This window comes from Deinococcus aquatilis DSM 23025 (genome assembly GCF_000378445.1).
Classification (GTDB): domain Bacteria; phylum Deinococcota; class Deinococci; order Deinococcales; family Deinococcaceae; genus Deinococcus; species Deinococcus aquatilis.
This window is the reverse complement of sequence record NZ_KB899706.1, coordinates 71,342-92,601: the sequence shown is the minus strand read 5'-3', so window position 1 is coordinate 92,601 and position 21,260 is coordinate 71,342. Positions and strand designations below refer to the sequence as shown.

At 62.5% G+C, this 21,260-nt stretch carries 21 protein-coding genes; 9 read left to right on the top strand and 12 right to left on the bottom strand.

Annotated features, from left to right (window positions below; all coding sequences use genetic code 11):
- Window positions 1-76: 76 nt before the first annotated feature.
- Window positions 77-2,800 (bottom strand): pyruvate dehydrogenase (acetyl-transferring), homodimeric type, encoded by a 2,724-nt coding sequence (aceE, locus tag F561_RS0108875; protein ID WP_026298734.1) that lies wholly within the window; start codon window positions 2,798-2,800, stop codon window positions 77-79.
- Between the two features lie 135 nt (window positions 2,801-2,935).
- On the opposite strand from aceE, the gene F561_RS0108870 reads away from it, so the two are divergent.
- The 4 genes from F561_RS0108870 to F561_RS0108855 all read left to right on the top strand — a co-directional run bounded on the left by F561_RS0108870 (window position 2,936) and on the right by F561_RS0108855 (window position 7,533).
- Window positions 2,936-3,853 carry a LysR family transcriptional regulator gene (locus F561_RS0108870; protein WP_019009603.1) on the top strand — a complete coding sequence of 306 codons (918 nt, stop codon included), beginning with the start codon at window positions 2,936-2,938 and terminating at the stop codon, window positions 3,851-3,853.
- 6 nt (window positions 3,854-3,859) lie between these two features.
- Window positions 3,860-4,411: a P-loop NTPase family protein gene (locus tag F561_RS0108865; protein WP_019009602.1), complete on the top strand. Its 552-nt coding sequence runs from the start codon at window positions 3,860-3,862 to the stop codon at window positions 4,409-4,411.
- An 82-nt stretch (window positions 4,412-4,493) separates the two neighbouring features.
- Window positions 4,494-6,515: an excinuclease ABC subunit UvrB gene (gene uvrB, locus F561_RS0108860; protein WP_019009601.1), complete on the top strand. Its 2,022-nt coding sequence runs from the start codon at window positions 4,494-4,496 to the stop codon at window positions 6,513-6,515.
- Between the two features lie 100 nt (window positions 6,516-6,615).
- Window positions 6,616-7,533, top strand: coding sequence for a hypothetical protein (locus F561_RS0108855; RefSeq protein ID WP_019009600.1), 918 nt, complete (start codon window positions 6,616-6,618; stop codon window positions 7,531-7,533).
- A gap of 101 nt (window positions 7,534-7,634) precedes the next feature.
- On the opposite strand, the gene F561_RS0108850 is transcribed toward F561_RS0108855, so the two are convergent.
- From F561_RS0108850 to F561_RS0108830, 5 genes are all read right to left on the bottom strand, one after another.
- The gene (locus F561_RS0108850) at window positions 7,635-7,856 is read right to left on the bottom strand and encodes a hypothetical protein (RefSeq protein WP_019009599.1); all 222 of its coding nucleotides are present in this window, start codon (window positions 7,854-7,856) and stop codon (window positions 7,635-7,637) included.
- Between the two features lie 100 nt (window positions 7,857-7,956).
- Complete coding sequence (locus F561_RS0108845) at window positions 7,957-8,481, bottom strand: hypothetical protein (protein WP_019009598.1); 525 nt, start codon at window positions 8,479-8,481, stop codon at window positions 7,957-7,959.
- Window positions 8,482-8,512: 31 nt separating this feature from the next.
- Complete coding sequence (locus F561_RS0108840; protein ID WP_019009597.1) at window positions 8,513-9,697, bottom strand: YkoP family protein; 1,185 nt, start codon at window positions 9,695-9,697, stop codon at window positions 8,513-8,515.
- Between the two features lie 73 nt (window positions 9,698-9,770).
- The gene (locus tag F561_RS25155; protein WP_019009596.1) at window positions 9,771-11,252 is read right to left on the bottom strand and encodes a carboxylesterase/lipase family protein; all 1,482 of its coding nucleotides are present in this window, start codon (window positions 11,250-11,252) and stop codon (window positions 9,771-9,773) included.
- Between the two features lie 57 nt (window positions 11,253-11,309).
- A complete protein-coding gene (locus F561_RS0108830) occupies window positions 11,310-12,041 on the bottom strand; it encodes an EAL domain-containing protein (protein WP_169389502.1) in 732 nt (243 codons plus the stop codon).
- A 228-nt stretch (window positions 12,042-12,269) separates the two neighbouring features.
- On the opposite strand from F561_RS0108830, the gene F561_RS0108825 reads away from it, so the two are divergent.
- Window positions 12,270-12,680 carry a hotdog domain-containing protein gene (locus F561_RS0108825; RefSeq protein WP_019009594.1) on the top strand — a complete coding sequence of 137 codons (411 nt, stop codon included), beginning with the start codon at window positions 12,270-12,272 and terminating at the stop codon, window positions 12,678-12,680.
- 126 nt (window positions 12,681-12,806) lie between these two features.
- Entirely contained in the window at window positions 12,807-13,376 is a 570-nt protein-coding gene (locus tag F561_RS0108820; RefSeq protein ID WP_019009593.1) for a single-stranded DNA-binding protein, read from the top strand.
- 140 nt (window positions 13,377-13,516) lie between these two features.
- Here F561_RS0108820 and F561_RS0108815 read toward each other — a convergent pair whose 3' ends face one another.
- The 3 genes from F561_RS0108815 to F561_RS0108805 form a co-directional block, all read right to left on the bottom strand.
- Window positions 13,517-13,987 carry a pyrophosphohydrolase domain-containing protein gene (locus tag F561_RS0108815; protein ID WP_051096859.1) on the bottom strand — a complete coding sequence of 157 codons (471 nt, stop codon included), beginning with the start codon at window positions 13,985-13,987 and terminating at the stop codon, window positions 13,517-13,519.
- Between the two features lie 60 nt (window positions 13,988-14,047).
- Complete coding sequence (locus tag F561_RS25150) at window positions 14,048-14,509, bottom strand: hypothetical protein (RefSeq protein WP_019009591.1); 462 nt, start codon at window positions 14,507-14,509, stop codon at window positions 14,048-14,050.
- A gap of 414 nt (window positions 14,510-14,923) precedes the next feature.
- Entirely contained in the window at window positions 14,924-15,517 is a 594-nt protein-coding gene (locus tag F561_RS0108805) for a metallophosphoesterase (RefSeq protein WP_040380240.1), read from the bottom strand.
- 314 nt (window positions 15,518-15,831) lie between these two features.
- Here F561_RS0108805 and F561_RS25145 point away from each other — a divergent pair, with 314 nt between their 5' ends.
- The 3 genes from F561_RS25145 (at window position 15,832) to F561_RS0108790 (ending at window position 18,139) form a co-directional block, all read left to right on the top strand.
- Window positions 15,832-16,413, top strand: coding sequence for a GNAT family N-acetyltransferase (locus F561_RS25145; protein WP_019009589.1), 582 nt, complete (start codon window positions 15,832-15,834; stop codon window positions 16,411-16,413).
- Between the two features lie 113 nt (window positions 16,414-16,526).
- Window positions 16,527-17,426 carry an arginase gene (gene rocF, locus F561_RS0108795; protein ID WP_026298731.1) on the top strand — a complete coding sequence of 300 codons (900 nt, stop codon included), beginning with the start codon at window positions 16,527-16,529 and terminating at the stop codon, window positions 17,424-17,426.
- A 167-nt stretch (window positions 17,427-17,593) separates the two neighbouring features.
- Complete coding sequence (locus F561_RS0108790; RefSeq protein ID WP_019009587.1) at window positions 17,594-18,139, top strand: dihydrofolate reductase family protein; 546 nt, start codon at window positions 17,594-17,596, stop codon at window positions 18,137-18,139.
- A 279-nt stretch (window positions 18,140-18,418) separates the two neighbouring features.
- Here F561_RS0108790 and F561_RS0108785 read toward each other — a convergent pair whose 3' ends face one another.
- The 3 genes from F561_RS0108785 to F561_RS0108775 form a co-directional block, all read right to left on the bottom strand.
- The gene (locus tag F561_RS0108785) at window positions 18,419-19,426 is read right to left on the bottom strand and encodes an aldo/keto reductase (protein ID WP_019009586.1); all 1,008 of its coding nucleotides are present in this window, start codon (window positions 19,424-19,426) and stop codon (window positions 18,419-18,421) included.
- A 111-nt stretch (window positions 19,427-19,537) separates the two neighbouring features.
- Complete coding sequence (locus F561_RS0108780) at window positions 19,538-20,494, bottom strand: SMI1/KNR4 family protein (RefSeq protein WP_019009585.1); 957 nt, start codon at window positions 20,492-20,494, stop codon at window positions 19,538-19,540.
- Between the two features lie 90 nt (window positions 20,495-20,584).
- Complete coding sequence (locus F561_RS0108775; RefSeq protein WP_019009584.1) at window positions 20,585-21,145, bottom strand: DinB family protein; 561 nt, start codon at window positions 21,143-21,145, stop codon at window positions 20,585-20,587.
- Window positions 21,146-21,260: the final 115 nt, after the last annotated feature.

Below are 21,260 nucleotides of genomic sequence, written 5' to 3'. Positions count from 1 at the left end.
TGGCCGAATCCCTCTTGGAAGGCGAGGATATAAGGCGGCAGTTCTCAGCCCCTCCGACCTTTGACCCTGAGATGCTTCAGCGCAGAACCGGATTCTCCCGCTCTGGGTCGATACCGAGATCCGTAATGGCCTGCTGCACCACTTCACCCTTGATCTTGCCGTCACGCAGAAGGGCATACAGGGTCGCCAGGATCACATGCTTGGTATCCACTTCAAAGAAGTCGCGCAGTTCTTCACGGGCCTCGCTGCGGCCAAAGCCGTCGGTACCGAGCGTCCAGATTTTGCGATCAATATGACCGTTCAGGCCGTCGGCGCTGAGCTTCACGTAATCGCTGACGCTGATCAGTACGCCGGGCGCATTGTCCTTGCTGAGTTGCTGGGCCACGTAGCTTGTGCGCGGCGCTTCGGTGGGGTGCAGCATGTTGTGGCGCTGCACGGCCAGGGCTTCCTGATGCAGTTCCTTGTAGCTGGTCACAGACCAGATGTCGGCAGCCACACCATAGGCTTCGAGCTTCTGGGCGGCTTCCATCGCCGCGCCCATCGACGGGCCACCCGCCAGAATCTGTGCCTTCAGTTTGCCCTTGCTCTGGCTGCGCTGGAAACGGTACAGACCCTTCACGATGCCCTGCCGAATCTCCTCGTGGCTGCGGCCATCGTCGGGCATGGCGGGCTGCACTTCGTTCTCGTTGTCGATGGTGACGTAATAAAAGATGTCCTCATCGTTGACGAACATGCGCTGAATACCGTCTTCGATGATTACGGCGAGTTCGTAGGCGAAGGCCGGATCGTAGACTTTGAGGTTGGGCACCACATACGCCTGAAGTTGGCTGTTGCCGTCCTGGTGCTGAAGTCCCTCGCCTGCCAGCGTGGTGCGGCCTGCGGTGGCTCCCAGCAGGAAGCCGCGTGCGCGTTGGTCGGCGGCGGCCCACACGAGGTCGCCCACGCGCTGCATACCGAACATGGAATAGAACACGAAGAAGGGAATGGTGGGCACGCCGTGATGTGCATAGGCCGTGCCAGCCGCAATCCAGGAGGCCATCGCGCCGTCTTCGGTGATGCCTTCTTCCAGCATCTGCCCGTCTTTGGCCTCTTTGTAGGCCATCAGGGAGCCGCTATCGACGGGCGTGTAGGTCTGCCCACGCGGGCTGTAGATGCCGATGCGCGGAACGAGAGCGTCCATGCCGAAGGTGCGGGCCTCATCGGGCACGATAGGCACGATGTATTTACCGATTTCCTTGTCGCGCAGCAGTTTGGAAATGACCTGTACGGCGGCCATCGTGGTACTGACGGCGCGGCCCTTGCTGCCGCCTGCGAACTCTTCGTAGAACTCGCCGTTGGGCACGGTGGGATGGGGATACTTGACCTCGCGGGCAGGCACGGGGCCACCCAGCGCGGCGCGGCGCTCCATCGTGTACTTCACCTCGGGGCTGTCTGGGCCGGGATGGTACAGCTCCAGATGCTCGACCTGATCGTCGGTGAGAGGCAGTTCCAACAGGTCGCGCAGGTTTTTCAGTGCGCCGAATTCCAGCTTCTTGACCTGGTGGGCAGCGTTGCGGGCCTGCGCCGTATCACCCAGGCCGTAGCCCTTGATGGTGCGGGCAATGATGACCGTGGGGCTGCCCTTGTGCTTGGTGGCCGAGGCGTAGGCGGCGTAAATCTTGCGTACATCGTGGCCGCCCCGGTTCAACAGTTCCAGATCGGCGTCGCTCCAGCCGTCGATCAGAGCCTTGAGTTCCGGCGTATTGAAGAACTTCTCGCGCAGTTCCTTGCCGCCGAAGGCCGCGTACCGCTGCGATTCACCGTCTACGAGCAGCTCGAACCGTTTGACGATCTCGCCGTTGTAATCCTTGCTGAGCAGTTCGTCCCACTTGCTGTCCCAGACGACCTTGATCACGTTCCAGCCCGCGCCACGGAACAGGGCTTCAAACTCCTGAATGACCTTGGAGTTGGCCCGCACTGGTCCGTCGAGGCGCTGCAGGTTGGCGTTCAGCACAAACACGATGTTGTCGAGGTTTTCGTAGGAGGCAAAGCGGAGTGCGCCGATGCTCTGCGGCTCGTCCATTTCGCCGTCACCCAGAAAGGCCCAGACCTTGGCATCCCCGGCAGGCTTGAGGCCCCGGTTTTCCAGGTACTTGATGTAACGGGCCTGATAGATGGCCTGCATCGGCCCGAGGCCCATGCTGACGGTGGGAAATTCCCAGTAGTCGGGCATCAGCCAGGGGTGTGGGTAGCTGCTCAGGCCAGCTTCGCTCTGGAGTTCGCGCCGGAATCGGCCCAGGCGCTCGCCATCAAAGCGGCCTTCCAGATAGGAACGGGAATAGACGCCGGGGCTGGCATGGCCCTGAAAAAACACCAGATCGCGGTCCTGGCCTGCGCCGTGACCCCGGAAGAAATGGTTGAAACCGACTTCGAGCAGTTCGGCGCTGCTGGCATAGGTGCTGAGGTGGCCGCCAATGCCGTCGCTCTTTTTGTTGGCTCCCACAACCATCGCCACCGCGTTCCAGCGAATGATGTTGCGGATTTTCCGCTCCATGTCGATGTCGCCGGGGTATTCGGGCTGTTTGTCTACGTCGATGGAATTCAGGTAGGGCGTGTTCTGTTTGAACAGAATCGGCGCACCATGAAAATAGGCGTAGTGATCGAGGTTCTCCAGCAGTTCGGCGGCGCGGTCGTCGCCCGCATCGGCAAACACGTAGGCCAGAGAGTCCAGCCACTCCTGCGTTTCCACCGTATTCAGTTGCTCGCGCTCCTGCGGTGGTAGGCCCGCACGCGGCGGCCCTTTCGGCGGTACGTTTGTCATACGTGCAGTCTAAGCCCCGGCATTCACCGCTTCCAACAGGCTATTGTCAGATCAATCACCAGTTAGAATGGTGGGTGATAGGAGTTGGGCAGGCGAATACGCTGTTTGCCCGATTCCTGCTCTGGAGGGCGGTGTATGGAACTGCGTCATCTGCGGCATTTTGTGGCGCTGGCCGAGGAAGAAAACTTTGGGCGGGCTGCCGAGCGCGTGTTCGTGGTGCAGCAGGCCCTGAGCAACTCCATCAAGAATCTGGAAGATGAGGTGGGCGTGCCGCTGGTGCTGCGAACCACCCGCCGGGTACAACTGACCCCGGCTGGGCGCGAGTTTCTGGAAGGTGCACGGCTGACGCTGGCCCAGGCCACCCAGACCGTGGAGCGCACCCGCCGCGCCGCACGGGGGGAAGTGGGCCGCCTGACCGTGGGTTTTGTCAGTGGGCTGGCGTTTGGCGGGCTGCCCGAAATCGTGCGGAAGTTCCGCGAGTTGTACCCCAACGTCTCGGTCGACCTGCGCGAACTGACGGCACAGGAGCAGGAAGCGGCTCTGCGCGGCGGTCAGGTGGATGTGGGGCTGATGCTGCTGCCGGTGCGTGATCCAAATCTGGATTCCCGCGCCTTGTGGCGGCAACCGCTGGTGGCGGCGTTGCCCTCCGGTCATGCGCTGGCCCGCAAGCGCAAGCTCAAGATTTCAGACCTCGCGGGCGAACCGTTCGTGTTTTTTCCGCGCCAGTTGCGGGCCACCTATTTCGATCAGGTCATGCGCTGGTGCGCGGCGGCGGGGTTTACGCCCAACGTGACTCAGGAAGCCATAGAAATTCCGACGCTGCTCTCCTTGGTAGCCGCAGGCGTGGGCGTGTTTTTGCCGATTGCCTTCTTCGAGCGGCTGGCCCTGCCGGGAGTGGTCTACCGCCCAGTCGAGGGCGCTCCGGTGGTCGAAATCGTGGCGGTGTGGCAGCGCGGCAGCCTGACCCGCAGCCCCCACGATCCCATCGTGCAGGCATTTCTGGGTGTGGCTCAGGCGGCACTGGGCGAGCAGGTGGCCCCGCATGAGCGCTGATTCTGTATGACCGCTGATTCTGTGCCCGCCGAATTGCCGCCACCCATGCGACGGGTCCTGATCGTGGGCAGCCCCGGCGCAGGCAAAAGCACACTGGCCCAGAAATTGGCCGCCCGAACGGGGTTGCCGCTGATCCATCTGGACGATCTGTACTGGAATCCCGGATGGGTCAAGGTCGAAGCTGCCGTGTGGCAACAGCGACTGGCCGAGGCGCTGGCTCAGGAGCGCTGGATTCTGGACGGCAATTTCAGTACCACCCTGCGGGAACGGGCCTTGCACGCCGATCAGGTGGTGTTTCTGAGGCCGCCGCGCCTGCTGTGCCTGTGGCGGGCCTTCTGGCGAGAACGCCTGAATCTGCGCCCTCATGCCCGCCATGACGGGGCCAAGTGGCCGTCCCGCGCCCTGCTGCAAGACATCTGGCAGTTTCCTCCGCAGGCGCAGCGGCAGTGGGAAGAACTGGCACGGCTGCCTCACCTCAAGGTAACGGTATTGCGGTCAGACGCCGAAATTCGGGCATGGCTGAGGCAATTACCGACCCCGGCAGGCCATAAGACTTAGGCTGTGTTAATTAGCGCGGGCTGAGGGCTTTTGCAGCCTTGCCCCCTTTCATCCAAGTACGCCCAGAGCGTAAACTAGAGGGATGCTACGGGTACAGTCCGAATTCAGACCGTCCGGCGACCAACCGACCGCCATTCGCAGTCTCGTAGATGGCCTGAACTCCGGCCTGCGCTCTCAGACGTTGTTGGGAGCTACGGGTACGGGCAAAACGTACACCGTTGCCAAGGTGATTGAGGAAACCGGGCGGCCTGCCCTGATCATGGCCCCCAACAAGATTCTGACCGCGCAGTTGGCCTCCGAGTTCAAGGAGTTCTTTCCTGACGCTGCCGTCGAATTCTTTATTTCCTACTACGATTATTACCAGCCCGAGGCTTATGTTCCCGGAAAAGACCTGTTTATTGAAAAAGACGCCGCCATCAATCAGGAGATCGAGCGGTTGCGCCATTCCACGACCCGCAGTCTGCTGACGCGCCGGGATACGATTGTGGTGGCCTCGGTATCCTGTATTTACGGCCTCGGTGATCCTGCCGAATACACCGCCCTGAACCTGATCATGAAGGTAGGCGGGCAGATCAGCCGCGATGAAATCCTGGGCCGACTGGTCAACATGCAGTACGAACGCAACGACCTGGAGATGTCGCCGGGACGCTTCCGGGTGAAGGGCGACATGGTTGAAATCTGGCCCAGTTACGATGAACAGCCCCTGCGGGTCGAACTCTGGGGCGAAGATATAGAGCGGATTACGGTGGTGCATCCTGTGACCGGGGACCGTTTGGCCGATCTAGATGCCACGGTGGTTTATCCGGCCAAGCACTATGTCAGCAGCGCCGGAAACATAGAGCGGGCCATTGTCACCATTCAACAGGAACTCGATGAACGGCTGGAATACTTCAAATCGGTGGGTAAGCTCTTGGAAGCCCAGCGAATCAAAGAGCGCACGCTGTATGACCTGGAAATGCTGAAAGTCCTGGGTTACTGCTCGGGCATCGAAAACTATTCACGGCATATAGATGGGCGGGCAGTGGGTCATACGCCGTATACGATGTTGGATTACTTCCCCGACGACTTCATTACCTTTATCGACGAATCGCATGTGACCGTGCCCCAGATCGGCGGCATGGCGAACGGAGACCGCGCCCGCAAGCAAACCCTGGTGGATTACGGATTCCGCCTGCCCAGCGCAATGGATAACCGCCCGCTGAACTTTCAGGAATTTATGAGCAAGACCGGGCAGATCGTGTACGTGTCGGCCACTCCCGGTCCCTTCGAGCGCGAGAACAGCGACAATCAGGCCGATCAGATCATCCGGCCCACTGGCCTTGTAGACCCGCCCGTGACCGTCAAGCCGATTCAGGGCCAGATCGACGACCTGCTGGGCCGAATCCGCGAGCGGGCCAGCAGGGGCGAGCGCGTGCTGGTCACGACCCTGACCAAACGTATGAGCGAGGACCTCACCGAATACCTGCTGGAAAAAGGCGTCCGCGCCCGCTACATGCACTCCGATATCGACAGCGTGGAGCGGCAGGTGATCATCCGTGACCTGCGGCTGGGCCATTACGACGTGCTGATCGGCATCAACCTGCTGCGCGAAGGGCTGGACTTGCCCGAGGTGTCGCTGGTCGCCATTCTGGACGCCGACAAACCCGGTTTCCTGCGTTCGGAACGCGCCCTGATCCAGACCATTGGCCGCGCTGCCCGTAACGTGAACGGTGAGGTGATCCTGTACGGCGACACCATCACGCCCGCCATGCAGAGCGCGATGGACGAAACCCGCCGCCGCCGCGAGAAACAGACGGCCTTCAACGAGGAACACGGCATCACGCCAACCACCATCGTCAAGGGCATCCGCAACGTGATTCGCGGCGAGGAAGCCAATCTGGACGAGGCAGGCAACGAAACGCTGGGCGATGACCGCGACACCCTCAACAGTCAACTCACCGACCTTGAGCTGGATATGTGGCAGGCCTCCGAAGATCTGGACTTCGAGCGGGCCGCCAGCCTCCGTGACCAGATCCGGGCCATCGAAGCCAAATTGCAGGGCAAGGAATTCAAGCAGGCCACCGTGCCGGGGCAGAAAGTGCGCCAGCGTGGGCGGCGGTCGTGACCAGTTCCAGCAGAAGCCTGAGCTGAGAATCACCCCAACCGGAGGCCGCATCTGCTGGATATGCGGCCTCCTATGCAGTGTTCACCCACTACTCTGAACCATGCCTTCTGTGCCTCGTCTGGCCCTTTCCAGCCTGCTGTTGACCGCCCTATCTACAGCGTCTGCCGCCGGAATTTTGGGTACCCGCGACAGCTTTTATAACAGTGCGTTTTGCCGCCAATACGGGTGCAGTGAGCCTTACCGCAGCGGCCAGAATTGGATTTATACCCTGAACACAGGCGACCGGGCCTTTATTCGCCGCGAAAACGACGATGCACAGGGCCGCATCGAGCTGATGGCGTTGTTTATCGATGAGGACGACTTTTACGCAGAGACAGACCGCACCACCTTTGCCGAACTGCAGCGCACCGCCATCGGCTACAGCGCTTTTACAGGGCGCATTGAACCCTGTTACGGGGCCACCAGCGAGCGGACTCTCAGCAGCTATCCGGCTCCCAATGCCCGCTCTATCCTTTGTGTGCGGGACGGTGGATTGACGGCGGTAGCGCTCCTGGCCGACCTGACCTACACGAACTACAGTGCCCCGGCTCCGGCCAGACCTGCGGCCACAAGTTCCAGCAGTGCCGCGCTCAAACTCCTGGATTGGTCGTTTACCTCCTGCCGCAGCAACCGGGGTGTCACTGCCTACCTACCTCTGGGAGAAGGCGCAGCCTGCACCTTACAGGTCAATACCGTACTCAACGGACGGCGGCTGATCAGCGCCAGCTTTGAATATGAACTGGAATACTACGTGGGCAGCGTGACCGCCAAAATCCGCACACCGGGGCGCGATACATACGCGGCGGGCGGGGGTGGTAACGTCAAAATGACCCAGCAAGGCGGCAGTCTCAGCTTTACCTTGCCTTTCAATGTACGTGCCCGCGCAGATCGCCGCTACGTGCGGGTGGGGGCCATCGGCACGCTGGTTTTTGATGACGGCAGCAGCAAACGGGTGTACGAGCCGCTGGATATTCGCTGATGGTGTTGCCGTAAGCCAAGGCGCAAGCACGACATAGGGAAGCAGAGGCCAGGGATTCTCGCCCCGGCCTCTGCTTTCTATTTGCTGATTTATTGTTGGATTCAGCCCTGCTTGCTGGCCGGAACCGAGCGGGCTTCCTCTACGTCCTGCTTTTCTTTGTGGCCGTCGTGCTCGGTGTTGCGGGCAGCGGTGGCCTCACGGTCATTCGCGCCTTTCAGGTTGGGCTTGTGACCGTCTTCGATTTCCTGCACTTCCGTTTTGCTGCGGTCGTACTGGTCGGGAAGGCTGGTGTGGCCCTTGTTCTTGTCGTCTTTGTCTGGCATGGGGCAAGTGTGGCAGCCGCACACATGGGTCAGGCAAGCCCAAGCTGAAGCGATATTTACGAATGGGGCAAGATGAAGAGGAGGCCAAGCCGGGGTACAGTTATTTTTGCTGCGTGATTGTGCAGCGTCCCAGCCGCAGTTCTGTTGCCGCCGCCGCGAGGTCTGCCGAACTGGGAACACTGCTGGCAAGGGCAAAAGCTTCTTCGAGACGGGCCGCCACCTGCGGGGCCGTGCCGCTGACTAACACGCCCTCCCCAGTGCTGCTCTCCCCTCCCCCGCTGCCCAGATGGCCCACCCGCACGCAGGCCAGCGCCATCCCACCTTCCGGCACTTCCTTCAGGTCCAGCGCCACCACGGACTCGGCGGCGGGATCGTACAGCAGCACTCCCCGGTCAGCGCGAAAGGTCCACGCGCCGTCCAGCTTTGGGGCGTCTGCACTCAGCTTCAGCACGGTTCGGAATTGCTCGCCCTCTGCCGTGGTTCCGGTCAGCACCCACGCCTGACCGGACTGCACAGGAGCGGAGGCGGGCAGACGTGAAAGAGGCGGCAGCACCCGCACGCTGCCCGAACCGCCCGCAGAGGCGAGGGAAGACAGGAGCAGGCAGGCGAGCAGGAGGGAGCGCATGGCCTCAGCGTACCGCGCCCACGCGCCCGCTCTATTTCCGTTCGCCAAAGCGCCGAATCAGCTCGGTGCGCGAGATGACCGCCAGCTTGGGCGTATGCGGGCGGCTCAGGTCGGACACGCCGTAAGCGCGGCGCAGGGTGCGAGACCACCAGTTCAGGCGGCGCAGCATCGGCGCGGGCAGCTCGACCACCGTGAAGCCGTAGAGCCGCAAGACATCGGAAAAAATGCTGATGCTGAAGACGGCGGGCAGTGTCTTCCAGGCCGGGTCGTCACGCAGAGCGGCAGCGAGGTCGTGAATGGAATGCTTGACCACATGCCGCCCCGCCACAGGCCGCTCCGCGAGTTGCACCAGGCGGGCGCTGTCGAGGTGAAATTCTGCGATGCGCTGACCCGCCGCGATGGTGAGGCCCTGCGGCTGCGTGGGGTCGGTCAGGGTGATGGTGGAAAGCGGATAGGGCGCAGTGCCCAGCCGGAACAGGCTGTGCGCGTGCCCCCCGATGCGCCGGATGTGGCCTGTGCGGTCATACAACACATCTACCACACCCATCAGGTCAGGAATCAGATCACCGGAATGTTCGGGGCGCAGACCGGGGAGGCTGGACAGTGGGTGGGCCACGTAGCCGCGTGCTTTCAGTTCGACCAGCAGTAGGGGCAGCGCGGCAGGCATGCTGGACGACGTACCAGACACCGCTAGCAGGCGGCCCTGCGGCAAATGGGCAGGCAATCCGCTGGTGATCGGTTCTCCCTGCACAGGCGTCAGGCCCAAGGCGCGGGCGGCCAGCAGCACGACCAGCGGCGGAATTCGCGGGCCAGCGGTAAAGAACTGAATATCGTCGCCTGTAACGGCCTGAACAGCCTGCCGCGTCTGCTGAAGCTGTGCAGTCCACCTTCCCGGCCACGGCACACCCGAGCTGCCCAGCTCAGCGCCCAAGGCGTGCCCTGCCTGCACGATTCGGCGCGTCAGATCGGGGAAGCGGGCCACCGCCTCGGCATTCACAAAAAAGGTGCCCTGAATTTCGGCCTGCGCCAGAGCCTCCAGAATCTGCGGCGTGACGTGGGGATCAGGCCCGCCCACCACCAGCAGGGCCGCTGTGGGTGTGGCGCTGCGCCCCCTTCTGGCAAAGCCCAGTCCGGCCCAGCGCCACGCCAGAAATGATCCGGCCCACAGCAGCGCCGCTCCGGTCAGTGCCGCGCCCAGACCCCGTTTAACTTGCATGGGGGTGAATCTAACATGGAGGAGCTGTGGAACGGAGGCAAAATGCAGGGCAGCGGGATTCTTTCATGGTCCCTCACGGCATCGGCATCACTAGACCCTCCCACAGGGCGCGGCGCTCGCGTTCGGCGGCGTATTCGGTGCTTGGGCCAGCCAGCGACAACACGTTCACGTTGGGATTCTGGGCGCTTCCGGGTTGCCAGCCGGGGCCGGGGTTGCCTTCCCGCACGAAGTTCAGCCACGCGGCCTGCATCCGGGCGGCCAGTGCGCCGCGCTGCTGGGTCTGCCCGCCACGCATCAGGGCCGAAGACAATCCCATCGGGCGGGGCCACAGGAACAGCAGTTCCATGCCGTGGGTGGCGCCGAGGCCCGCCACCCTGGTTCCCCAGTCCAGACGGTAGCGCCAGTGTGGGGCCGGGTGCGTGTCGGCCAAAACATCGTTGGGGGTGTGAAAAAACAGGTCGGTGCCCAGCGCGGTCAGACCTTCGAGGGTGTCCGGGTAGGCCGAGAGAATCCTGAGCACCTGCTCTGGCGAAGCGTTTTGCTCCAACCTGTGGGCCAGATAGGCCCGGTCTATCTTCTGAAAAATCCGGTCTGGCAGGCGCACGAACAGCGAATATTCTTCGCGGTTGGCTCCGATCAGCAGCGGCACCTGCGCCAGCGGACGGGCCATCAGTTCGGCGCGGGTGGCTGGCAACAGCACGCCGTCGAGGTACGGGCGGGAATTCAGACTGCGTTTCCGCACGCCTTCCAGGGTGTGCAGTGCGGCTACGAAAGCGCGGGGCGGCAGAGTCCAGAGCTTGTCCGGGTTATCCGCCCGCACGCCCAGCGCATGGGCATAGGCCTGGGCAATCTCCAGGCTGTTGTCGGGGTCGCTGACCTGATTCAGCCCGCCGCTTTGCAGGATGGCCCCGGCCAGCAGCGGCGCAGTAGGCGCGTGCCCCAGCAGCAGGGCCACCCCCACCGCCCCCGCCGATTGCCCCGCCGCCGTGATTCGGGCCGGATCGCCCCCGAAGGCCGCGATATTGGCCTGCACCCAGCGCAGCGCCGCCACCTGATCCTGAAACCCGGCATTGGGCGCAAAGCGGCTGTCGGCAAACAGGCCGCCGAAGTTGGCGTAACCCAGCGGCCCCAGACGGGAATTGACGGTCACAACGACCACCTCTCCTGCGGCGGCCAGTTCCCGGCCATCGTACAGGCGGCCACTGCCTGCCCGGAATGCGCCGCCGTGCAACCAGAACAGCACCGGCCAGCCACCGGGAGGCGCGGGGCGAGCAGGCGTCCAGATATTCAGCAGCAGGCTCCCCTCACGGGAGGGAGTCAGCGTGACCGAGGGGTCAAGGGGTTGCAGGACATCGGGGCCAAAGGTCTGGGCCTCGCGCACTCCGGGCCAACCCGAATGGGGCTGCGGCTCCTGAAACCGAAGCGGGCCTGCCGCCTGCGCCGCATAAGGCAGGCCCAGCCACGCCCAACTCTGGCCCGCACGCGACCCAACCGCCCTGCCTCGCACCCAGCCCGACTCCGTTTCGCGCAGGAATGGATCGGTTCGGGCCGTCATAGGCCGCCAATCTAGCGTGCGGCGCACCCAGGCCGGGATGACGGTTGAAGACTTTCCTCAGTCCAGCGCCGCACCCGCTCCCCGGTCTGCTTTCAGGCAGGCTGCAAAAATGTCGTCGGGCACGGTGGGCAGGGCTTCAAAGGCGGGCCGCGCGAACAGGTAGCCCTGCATATGCGTAATGCCCAGTGACAGCAGGCAGCGGGCTTCTTCCAGCGTTTCGACGCCCTCGGCAATCACCATCAGGCCCACTTTGGCCGCGAATTGCGCCAGATGCTCCACCAAGGCAGCACGCCAGTGATCCTGATCGAGGCCACGAATCACGGCCATATCCACCTTCACGATGTCGGGGCGCAGGGCCAGCAGCAGGCCAGCGGTAGAGTGCCCCGCGCCGTAATCGTCCAGAGCGGTGACAAAGCCGTAACCACGGTAGGCATCGATAATGCGCCGCACCCGTGCCTCGTTCAGTACCGATTCATGCTCGGTAATTTCAAAGATCAGGCGATCAAGTGGAAAGCCCACTTCCTGCGCCGTTTTGAGTGTGGTGCGAATACAGGTGGCGGGTTCATAAACCGCGTTGGGCAAAAAGTTGATAGAAAGCCGTGTTTCTATTCCCAGACGGGCCGCCAAACGAATAGCAGTGACGCGGCAAGTCTGATCAAAGTGATACATGTTTTCCGACGTCACCTGCTCAAAGACCCACGCCGCAGATTCCTCATGAGGGCCACGAACCAATGCTTCGTAGGCAAAGATTTCACGGGTTGCGACATTGACAATAGGCTGGAATGCCATACTCACTTCAAGAGCCTGCTCAGCCATTACTAAACAGGCGGCGCATTTATTGTGATGCTCACTTAACGACACGCTTGATCCATCAACAGCATGTGAAACAGCATAACGTCATATAACTTGTTCAATCTCTAAAGACCTTCTTTAGATTGAGGGGGCATCTCACCGACTATAATAACGGACTCTAGAGCTTGTAAGAGAGAATGGCGGCACAGGGTTTAGGCTGACATCATGACTTACGCCACCCTGCTGGGGATTACTGTGCTTCAGACCGCACCGCAGCGCACTCACCTGAGCCTGACCGTTTCGGGTACCGGCCTGAATATGCACGGCACAGCGCACGGCGGCCTTCTTTTCAGCCTTGCTGATGAAGCCTTTGCCCTGATCAGCAATCTGGAAGCGCAGGCCGTGGCCGTAGAAACCCACCTGAGTTTTTTCCGGGCCGTTCAGCAGGGAGACGTGCTGCACGCCCTCGCCACACCGGAACGGGTAGGCCGTACCCTGGCGACCTACCGGGTAGAGCTGCGTCGGTGCCTGACCGTGCAGGACAGGCCCGAAGACGGCGAATTGGTGGCCCTGTTTCTGGGCACGGTATCGCGGCGGGCACGGGAGAACGGCGCAGCCGAGCCGTCCGGCGCTTGACCCAGAGTTCAGCCGGCCAGACTGGGAAGGCCTGACCGGGAAGGCGGCATCAGGCGCTTCAGCTCTGGCATTTTCAGGCGGCCTGTGTTATGTTATTTACGTAGTTAGCCAAGTCAGGAGGTCTGTATGCTGCATATTGAATTTATTACCGATCTGGGTGCGCGGGTTACGGTAGACGTAGAAAGCGCCGACAAGTTGCTGGAAGTTCAGCGTCAATACGGGCGTCTGGGCTGGACGAGCGGCGAGTTGCCGTCAGGCGGCTATCAGTTCCCCTTCGACAACGAACCCGACTTTGATTGGGCGCTGTTGGGCGCACGCAAATACACCACCCCGGAAGGCGAGGAACTGGTCTACCACAAGGGTCACGCCTACCGCCGCCGCGAACTGGAACCTGTAGACAGCCGCAAAATGAAGCTGCCCGCCGCCGTGAAATACAGCCGTGGAGCCAAGAACAGCGACCCGGAGCACGTGCGTGAGAAGGCCGACGGCGAATTCGAGTACGTGACGCTGGCGATTTTCCGGGGAGGCCGCCGCCAGGACCGCTACGCCCTGCCCGGAGGTGCCCCCAGCGGCGCACCACGAACTGCCGCCCCCGCCCAGGCCCAGCCTGCACCTCAGCGCCCCCGCCCTGCCGCTGCCGCTGTTGCTCCCAGAGCCGCAGCAGTAGGCGTGGTAGAGGAAGAAACTCCGTTTTGATGGAGGACCGGGTCTGGGCAGCGGACTGTGAAACCAGATGGACGCCCGCTGCCTGACCCCTCAGCACAATCAACGGCAACACACCATCAGAGGGGGCAACCCCCTCTTTTTCGTTGCTGCCCTTTCCGCGATCCACCCGCCTATTTCTGGCCCTCGATCACCGCCCGCACATCGGCAGGCTGCCAGCCTTCGGGCTTCAGTTGTTTGCCATCGGCCCGCTTGGGGCCAGTTGTTTTGGTCAGGTTGGCGCGGTGAACCTCAGCAAAAATGGCGTCGGCATCCAGCCCCAGCACGTCCAGCGCACCGTAGGTCACGTAGAGCAGGTCGGCCAATTCGTGCGCCAGTGGGGTCAGGTCTGAGGGGGTCAGTTGGTCGGCGGCCTCCAACCGGGCTTGCAGCACCCCAAACTCCTGCTGGACTTCGGCCCATTCCTCTGAAATCAGGGTGCGGCGCAGGGCCAACAGGTCGGGAGAAGGCACGGTGGGCACGCTGGGCAACTGGAGGCCGATGGCCCGGTGAAATTCGCGCAACCTGGCGGCGTTGGATGTTGGGATGGTGGCAGACTCAGCGACAGTAGACCCAGAAACGGCAGACCCGGTAACAGCAGACATGGAGCCGATGCTAACCGCTGAGGCGACAGGCATGCGCCCACACCACGCCAGTTCCGGGCCTCAGCGCCCAGGCCGCAACACCGCGTCCGTTACAGGCAGCGGCGTAGACAGCGGGGTTTGACCCCCAGGCAAGACACGCACATCAACGGCAAGGTTCAGGTCGCGCCGCAGACACACTCTGGCCCTGGTGTCGCACACGAACAGGGGGCCGCTCAGCCGCGCCGTGTACAGGCCGGGGCGCACGTTCGGCGGTACAGGCACCTGCAACAGCAGAGGCCGCAGCGACCCAAAGTAACTCTTAAATTCGGGCTGGACATGGGCTGGCCCGCTGGGAATACCTGCCGCGTCGCCCCAGGGGGTATGCAACGTCAGGCGGTTGGGCGCAGTACGGTTCAGCAGCATCTCACGGACTGGAAACGTGACCGTGAGGATTGCCGGACTGCCTGCATGCGCGTTGATCTGCGTGGCGGGCACAGAAGGAATCAGAAACGACAGGGCAAGCAGGGGCGGCAGCAACGACACCGGCGCAGAGTAGCAGCCTCCCTCTTTCTTCCGGCTTTCTTCTTCCAGCTATCGCCTGATCCGGACTGACATCATTGCCCTGTCGGAATCCAGCCGGGGCACAAAAAATCAGGAGCCACGGAGGACTCCTGAATCTGTGTCTTGTTGTGGCGGGTGGCGGGACTCGAACCCACCTGCGGCCTACTCTCGGCCCGCTCGCGCGCCCGTTGGTACAGAGGTGGGCGTCTCCCTCCGGCCCTTAGTCTGTCAAGACTGTTCTGTGCAGAGCGAACACTACAAGGAACTCATCGCTCAGGGCCGTGAACAAGTATGCGGGAGAAGTGTCAGGGTTACATGTGCCGAATGTACAGACGCCTTAAGCAATGTGGCTGAGGGCAGAGGCAGATCACAGGCCGAGGAATCTTCCCGTTTGCCCTACAGCTCCAGCAACCTGTAGCCATAAGCATTGACGACCAACGCGCCGCTTTCCTCATCGGTGTAGTCCAGCTTTTTGCCCTCGTACTCGTGGATGTGGCCGTGAACCACCAGCCGGGGATGGCGCTGGCGAATAAAACGGGAAATGGAATCGCAGCCCCGGTGCGCGTAATCGAGGCCCGCGTGTGGCCCCAGCGGCGGCGCGTGCGTCAGCAGCACGTCCACGCCGCGTCTGGCCCGCCACGACAGCAGGCCCAGCCCCATCCGGCCTTCGGCGGCGCTGTACTGGCCCGCGCCGTCCTTGCGGTAGCGGGGAGCGCCGCCCCATCCGGCGATCTTCAGACCCGCTTCTTCGACCACCCGCCCATGTGCGCTGATCACGCCGCGTGGCGGAATACGCCCGTCGCCCTCATTCACGTACTCGTTTTCATGGTTGCCGTGCACATACACGATCGGCACGGTCAGGGTACTCGCCAGAAATTCGAGGTAGTACCCCGGCAGGTCTCCGGCAGCCAGAACCAGATCGACCGGCGGCGCACCCTGCGGAAAACCTTCCCGGTACACGAACGGATGCACGTAGTCGGCCAGCAACATCAGACGCTTGGTGGGCGCGGCCACCAGAGAAGCCGTCTGCGTGTCTGCCGTCTCACCGGACTGACCCGAAGGACTGGGGATAGGGGTAGGGGTGGGCGTGTCGATCATGAAGAAAGGGGAGCAACAGGGAAAGCAACAAACGGGGCCATCCGGCGAGGGCAGAGCACCGCGCAGGAGCGGAGGCTGGGTTGCTGTGGTCTGGAGTCTACCCCCACCCGGCCCCCCGCAGGCCCAAGCATCTAGCCGGGATAAAGGCAGGGCGGCAGCAGAATGGGCTGTAGACAACCCCAAATGACGACCAGTACGCTCACGCAATGACGAACGTTCTGACCACTCCACGCCTGTTTCTGACGCCCCTGACCCGTGCCCTGATGTGGCGGCGGATGGACGAAGACGGAAAAGCCGGGTTCTCGGCTCCGGTAGATGGCCCGGACGGAAAGGTGACCATATACCTGCCTCCCGAGTGGCCCGGCGACTTTCTGCCGATGCTGTCGGTGCTGCTCAGCGGCGGGGCAGACGTGGTGGAAGGCTCTTATGTGGCCGTGGAACGCGCCAGCCTGAGCGCAGTGGGGCAACTGGGCACCAAAGGCTGGCCGGACAAGCACGGTGCCATAGAAATCGGCTACGGCCTGACCCCGCAGGCGCAGGGGCGCGGGCTGGCCACCGAGGCGGTGGGGGCACTGCTGGCCTACCTGGAGGCACGCCCAGACGTAAAAACCGTGACCGCACAGACCCTGCCCAGCAATCTCGCCAGCCAACGGGTGCTGACCAAACTGAACTTTGAACGCACCACACAGGCCAGGGAGAAGGCCCTGGACGAAGGGCTGGACGAACGGGGCGCTGATCTGCTGCTGTGGACTTGGCGCGGTCAGGCCGATTCATTCTTGGGCTTATGAATATTCATCTGAATATCCAGGTCGTGCGTGCTGCACCCCGTTGAGGGGCACACGACGAAAATATTGTTGCAGACGCAAGGCATAGCCCCGCCCAGGCTCTAAGCTGGGGCTGCATGAACGTTTCTATCTTGGGTATTCCGATGGATCTCGGCGCAGGTCGCCGGGGCGTCGATATGGGCGCTTCGGCCCTCCGCAACGCGCACCTGTCGCGCACCCTCAGGGAACTGGGCCACACGGTACACGACCTGGGAGACGTACCGGTCGCCATTCCAGAAACCATGGACAAGCACATCGAAAGCGGCCTGGTCTTTCTGGACCCCATCCTGAAGGCCTGCCGCACCACTGCCGAGCGCCTGGCTGCCCTGCCGGACGATGTATTTCCGCTGACGTTGGGCGGCGATCATTCGGTCAGCATGGGCACGGTCACGGGCAACGCGCTGCGCGGGAACCCGGCGGGCACACGCATGGGTCTGATCTGGGTAGACGCCCACACCGACTACAACACGCCCGACAGCAGCCCCAGCGGAAATATTCACGGGATGCCCGTGGCCCACCTGACCGGGCGAGGCGACCCCGATCTGAGGGGCCTGGGCGGCGGCTGGAGCCTGCGCCCCGAAGACATCGTGATGATCGGCATTCGCAGCGTGGACCGCTTCGAGCGGGACCTGTTACGTGAGGCCGGAATCAAGGCCTACACCATGAAGGACGTGGATCAGCTGGGCATGACCCGGATCGTGGAGGAAACGCAGGAACGCCTGTCGGACACGGCCCGCCTGCACGTGTCCTTCGACGCCGATGCCCTCGACCCCAGTGTGGCCCCCGGCGTGGGCACGCCTGTCCCCGGCGGCCTGACCTACCGCGAGGGCCACCTGCTGATGGAACTTCTGTCGGACTCGGGCCGCGTGACCAGCATGGACATCGTGGAGGTCAATCCTGTGCTGGACATCCGAAATCAGACCGCCGAGGTGATGGTCAGTATGGCGGCAAGTCTGCTGGGACAACGGATCCTGTAACACGGGGCAGATCTCGGCAGCACAAAAAGGATGACAGCGCAGTGGGGATTGTCCTGAGGCCATCCCTCACTCTGGCTCTCACCACGACCTTCTTTTTCGGTGCCCACTCGCCCGGTTAATCTGAAGATCAATTTCAACGGACCTGACCAGCAGCGAAAGGAGCACCCATGCGGAAGGTGATCGTGACCGAGTTTCTGACCCTTGACGGCGTGATGGAAGACCCGACGCCGTGGCAGCGGGGATACTCCAGCCTAGAGATCGGCCAGTTCAAATCCGACGAGCTCTTCGGTTGCGGCGCACTCCTGCTGGGCCGCGTGACCTACGAGGAGTTCGCCCAATACTGGCCCACAGCGACCGACACCGGGGCCTTCGGCGAACGGATGAACCAACTGCCAAAATTCGTCGCGACCAACACGCTCCAGTCTCTTGGGTGGAATGCCACGGCGCTCGAAGGGAACGTAATAACGGCTGTAGAGGCGCTGAAGCGGCAGGAGGGCGAGCCTCTCCTCGTCTACGGCAGCGGCACCCTCGCCCGGACACTGCTGCGCGGCGGGCTGGTAGACGAGCTTCGCCTGATGGTCTATCCGCTGGTGCTTGGCAGGGGCCAACGCCTCTTCCCGGACGAAGACAGGCTGGCGCTGAAGCTCGTCTCCTCAAAGCACCTCGGCGCGGGCGTGCTGCTCCTGACCTACAGTCAGACGGCAGGAAACTGACTGGGGCAGAGTGCCAACCCGGAGTCAGAATCCCCGGCTTTTGACCTGACTCTGCGCCACCAACGTACCTGTCAGTCTTATCCCCAGTGCAGGCAGACTTGCGGCCTTCCTGGTCTCATACCAATTGCGATGATTCGTGAGAATCAGCCGAGCAGAGCGAGTAGCAAAAAGTACGGGAGGAGTGGCGTCCTTCTGGGCATCCGTTCACGACGAGGACTGGCAGCGATGGACGACCCTATGGCGCTTTCCCAGATGTTCGGGAATCAGAGCAAGTCCGTATCAGCGGCGTTGCTGGGCGTCAGCGATGAAATCGTGCGGATACGGTGCAGGCTGAGCACTGGCCGTATTCAGGCGTTCCAGTTGCTCTACACTCAGTGCCCAGCCCGTGGCTCCCAGGTTGTCTTCCAGTTGCGCCATGGTCCTGACTCCCAGGATCGGTGCGGTCACTGCGGGCTGGCACAGCACCCAGTTGAGGGCCACCTGCGACGGCGTTTTTCCGCTGTCCTCGGCCACCTCAAACAGGGCGTCCAGTACGCCCCAGGTGTGCTCGTTGTTGTAGTTGCTCCACGATTCGCCCCAGCCTTCCTGCTCGGCCTTCTCGATTCGGGAGCCGGACACGGGTTGATCCATGCCCCGGCGAAACTTCCCGCTCAGCCAGCCGCCCCGCAGCGGACTCCACGGAATCACGCCCAGCCCCTCGTTCTGACAGACTGGCAGCAGATCCCATTCGGTGCTGCGGCACAGCAGGTTGTATTGCGGTTGCAGAGAGCTGAAGACCTCCCAGCCGTGCTGGCGGCTCAGGTCGATGGCCTTTTGCAACTGCCAGCCGGTAAAGTTACTGACGCCCACGTAGCGCACCACACCGCGTTTGACCAGCATGTCCAGCGTAGAGAGCGTTTCTTCCAGAGGAGTTTTTGCATCCCAGCAGTGCACCTGATACAGGTCGAGGTAATCGGTCTGGAGGCGCTTGAGGCTGGCTTCGACCCCGGCCAGAATGTGCTTGCGCGACAGGCCGACTTCGTTGGCCCCCTCCCCCATCGGAAAGCGAACTTTGGTCGCAATGACCAGATCGTCGCGCTGCTGGGCGCTCAGCCAGCGGCCAATGGTGGCTTCCGATGCACCCGTGCTGTACACGTCTGCCGTGTCGATAAAGGTGCCGCCAGCCTCGACAAACCGGTCGAGCATCGCGTGGCTGGTGGCCTCATCGGCCTCACGGGCAAAGGTCATGGTGCCCAGGCACAGCTCGCTGACCTTCAGGCCGGTTTTTCCCAAAAAGCGTTGTTGCATGGCCTGATTTTCTGGGGAATGCTCACCGCCCAAGCTTCACTCCGGTGATCTCCTCTTTAGAGTGGTAATGAGACTGGAGTTGCTGGGATTGGAGCTGATGCCGGGAAACGCTCACGCCCACGGCAACTCGATCCAGCCACCCGGCACCGCCACTCTGGAGGCCACATATGCCTTGCCCTCCCCCCGAATCCGCTCGTGGGTGTAGCCGCGCCGTTCCAGTGCCCGCGCAACGTACAGGGCCGTCATGTTCGCCGGAAAGTCCCGCGCCAGTCCGATCAGGGCCGCGTCGGTTTCTGGCGCGTCCAGCTGCGTGATGACTTCCAGCACGTTGTTGCCCAGGGTTGAATCCGCCGGGAAACGCCGCACTGTCTCGATCAACGCCTCCAGCGCCCACACACAGCCCCGCTCGCCCAACGCCCGCGCCGTGTCGATCACCATCTCCCGGTGGTGCAGCAGCGGCAGCCAGTCCTGCTCACGTCCCGCCGGACACAGCATCAACAGGAAGGTGGCGTGCATCTCGCGTGTCGGCTCATGGTCGGTCTGGGCATAGGCCCGCAGATGATCTTCGTAGGCGGCGAGTTCCTGTGCAGTTGGGGGACTGGCGCTGGGATAATCTTGCGGTACGGATTCGTCATCTTGCAGGTAGCCGTCCAGCAAGGCGGCATACAGCGACTCCATATTCCGGTAGCGCGGCTCCAGCTTGAAAGGCCGCTCGTGATCCAGATCGGCCACCATGCCCGCCTCTGCACCTGTCAGGAGATACACGAAGTAGTTGCCGTTGTCGTCCGTCCAGAGCGGAAGAAAAAGCCCCTTGAAGGCGGGCACGTCCACATACAGCCACTCGTCGAGTTCATCCAACGCTTCATAGAGCAGGGGAATCGGTTGCAGGCGGGCACGCAGCATCGGCTCCATGCTCTCCTCTTCGCCGTTGCGGTCGAGGTACAACGCCCGGACTTCGGCAGGGAGGGGCTGGCCCAGCCGATGTTCGAGGCGCAGCAGATCAGCTTCGGGGGCAGGTGCGAAGAAGGTTACGCCTGCATCACGCAGGGCCTGGCCGGGAACAGACATGACTTATGGTGGCATACCGCCAAATGCTCTTTGGGAAGGGTTGCAGCGGCCAGAGTTGGAGACAACGAATACTCGGTCTGCGCCGCCGGGTCAGGGCAACACCAGATCCGTCTCGATGGAGTCCGGCAAGGGATAGCCCAGGGCACGTCCAAACGCCAGCATCTGACCTTTGTGATGGAACTCGTGCATCATGTTCGACATGAGCACCCAGCGGCGCGTGACCATTGTCGGGCGGCCACTGGCCCGGATCACCTCAAACGGTTGATCCAGCTGATCAAAGGTCTGGAAGGCCCGTTCCAGCAGCGCGTCTGCTTCCAGAAACTTGGCGCGGACGGCATTCACGTCTGTCAGACGCAGGGTTTCAGCCCCTTCCAGCGCGATGATGGCCTCTGTTCGGGCCGCATGCGTCGCCGTCGCAGAAGCCGGGAGCGAGGCGAGTTCCTGCTGGTAGGGTTCAATCCCCAGTCCGTAGCGCCCCACCCACCACAGGTACATGTTCGCCACGTGGACATGGATGTCCCGCAGACTGCTGGAAGGCAGGCCGGGCTGATTTTGCAGGTACACGTGGCCCGGTAAGGTTTCGGTGTACTCGAAAAGCTGTTCTCTGGTACGCCTGACCCAGCCGTACATCAAGGGCAACGATGGATCCATTTTGGCCTCCTGCGGGGTGCCTGTGCAGCAGCATAACTGTTGGCAATCCAGCCAAAGGGAAACCGTCACCTTGCCTGCTCACATCAAACAGTTGCCGTAAAGGCTGAGGCATAAG

Excerpts from the sequence above, each read along its gene's own strand:
- aceE (WP_026298734.1), bottom strand. The coding sequence starts at position 2,800 with ATGACAAACGTACCGCCGAAAGGGCCGCCGCGTGCGGGCCTACCACCG.
- F561_RS0108870 (WP_019009603.1), top strand. The coding sequence starts at position 2,936 with ATGGAACTGCGTCATCTGCGGCATTTTGTGGCGCTGGCCGAGGAAGAA.
- F561_RS0108865 (WP_019009602.1), top strand. The coding sequence starts at position 3,860 with ATGACCGCTGATTCTGTGCCCGCCGAATTGCCGCCACCCATGCGACGG.
- uvrB (WP_019009601.1), top strand. The coding sequence starts at position 4,494 with ATGCTACGGGTACAGTCCGAATTCAGACCGTCCGGCGACCAACCGACC.
- F561_RS0108855 (WP_019009600.1), top strand. The coding sequence starts at position 6,616 with ATGCCTTCTGTGCCTCGTCTGGCCCTTTCCAGCCTGCTGTTGACCGCC.
- F561_RS0108850 (WP_019009599.1), bottom strand. The coding sequence starts at position 7,856 with ATGCCAGACAAAGACGACAAGAACAAGGGCCACACCAGCCTTCCCGAC.
- F561_RS0108845 (WP_019009598.1), bottom strand. The coding sequence starts at position 8,481 with ATGCGCTCCCTCCTGCTCGCCTGCCTGCTCCTGTCTTCCCTCGCCTCT.
- F561_RS0108840 (WP_019009597.1), bottom strand. The coding sequence starts at position 9,697 with ATGCAAGTTAAACGGGGTCTGGGCGCGGCACTGACCGGAGCGGCGCTG.
- F561_RS25155 (WP_019009596.1), bottom strand. The coding sequence starts at position 11,252 with ATGACGGCCCGAACCGATCCATTCCTGCGCGAAACGGAGTCGGGCTGG.
- F561_RS0108830 (WP_169389502.1), bottom strand. The coding sequence starts at position 12,041 with ATGGCATTCCAGCCTATTGTCAATGTCGCAACCCGTGAAATCTTTGCC.
- F561_RS0108825 (WP_019009594.1), top strand. The coding sequence starts at position 12,270 with ATGACTTACGCCACCCTGCTGGGGATTACTGTGCTTCAGACCGCACCG.
- F561_RS0108820 (WP_019009593.1), top strand. The coding sequence starts at position 12,807 with ATGCTGCATATTGAATTTATTACCGATCTGGGTGCGCGGGTTACGGTA.
- F561_RS0108815 (WP_051096859.1), bottom strand. The coding sequence starts at position 13,987 with ATGTCTGCTGTTACCGGGTCTGCCGTTTCTGGGTCTACTGTCGCTGAG.
- F561_RS0108805 (WP_040380240.1), bottom strand. The coding sequence starts at position 15,517 with ATGTTGCTGGCCGACTACGTGCATCCGTTCGTGTACCGGGAAGGTTTT.
- F561_RS25145 (WP_019009589.1), top strand. The coding sequence starts at position 15,832 with ATGACGAACGTTCTGACCACTCCACGCCTGTTTCTGACGCCCCTGACC.
- rocF (WP_026298731.1), top strand. The coding sequence starts at position 16,527 with ATGAACGTTTCTATCTTGGGTATTCCGATGGATCTCGGCGCAGGTCGC.
- F561_RS0108790 (WP_019009587.1), top strand. The coding sequence starts at position 17,594 with ATGCGGAAGGTGATCGTGACCGAGTTTCTGACCCTTGACGGCGTGATG.
- F561_RS0108785 (WP_019009586.1), bottom strand. The coding sequence starts at position 19,426 with ATGCAACAACGCTTTTTGGGAAAAACCGGCCTGAAGGTCAGCGAGCTG.
- F561_RS0108780 (WP_019009585.1), bottom strand. The coding sequence starts at position 20,494 with ATGTCTGTTCCCGGCCAGGCCCTGCGTGATGCAGGCGTAACCTTCTTC.
- F561_RS0108775 (WP_019009584.1), bottom strand. The coding sequence starts at position 21,145 with ATGGATCCATCGTTGCCCTTGATGTACGGCTGGGTCAGGCGTACCAGA.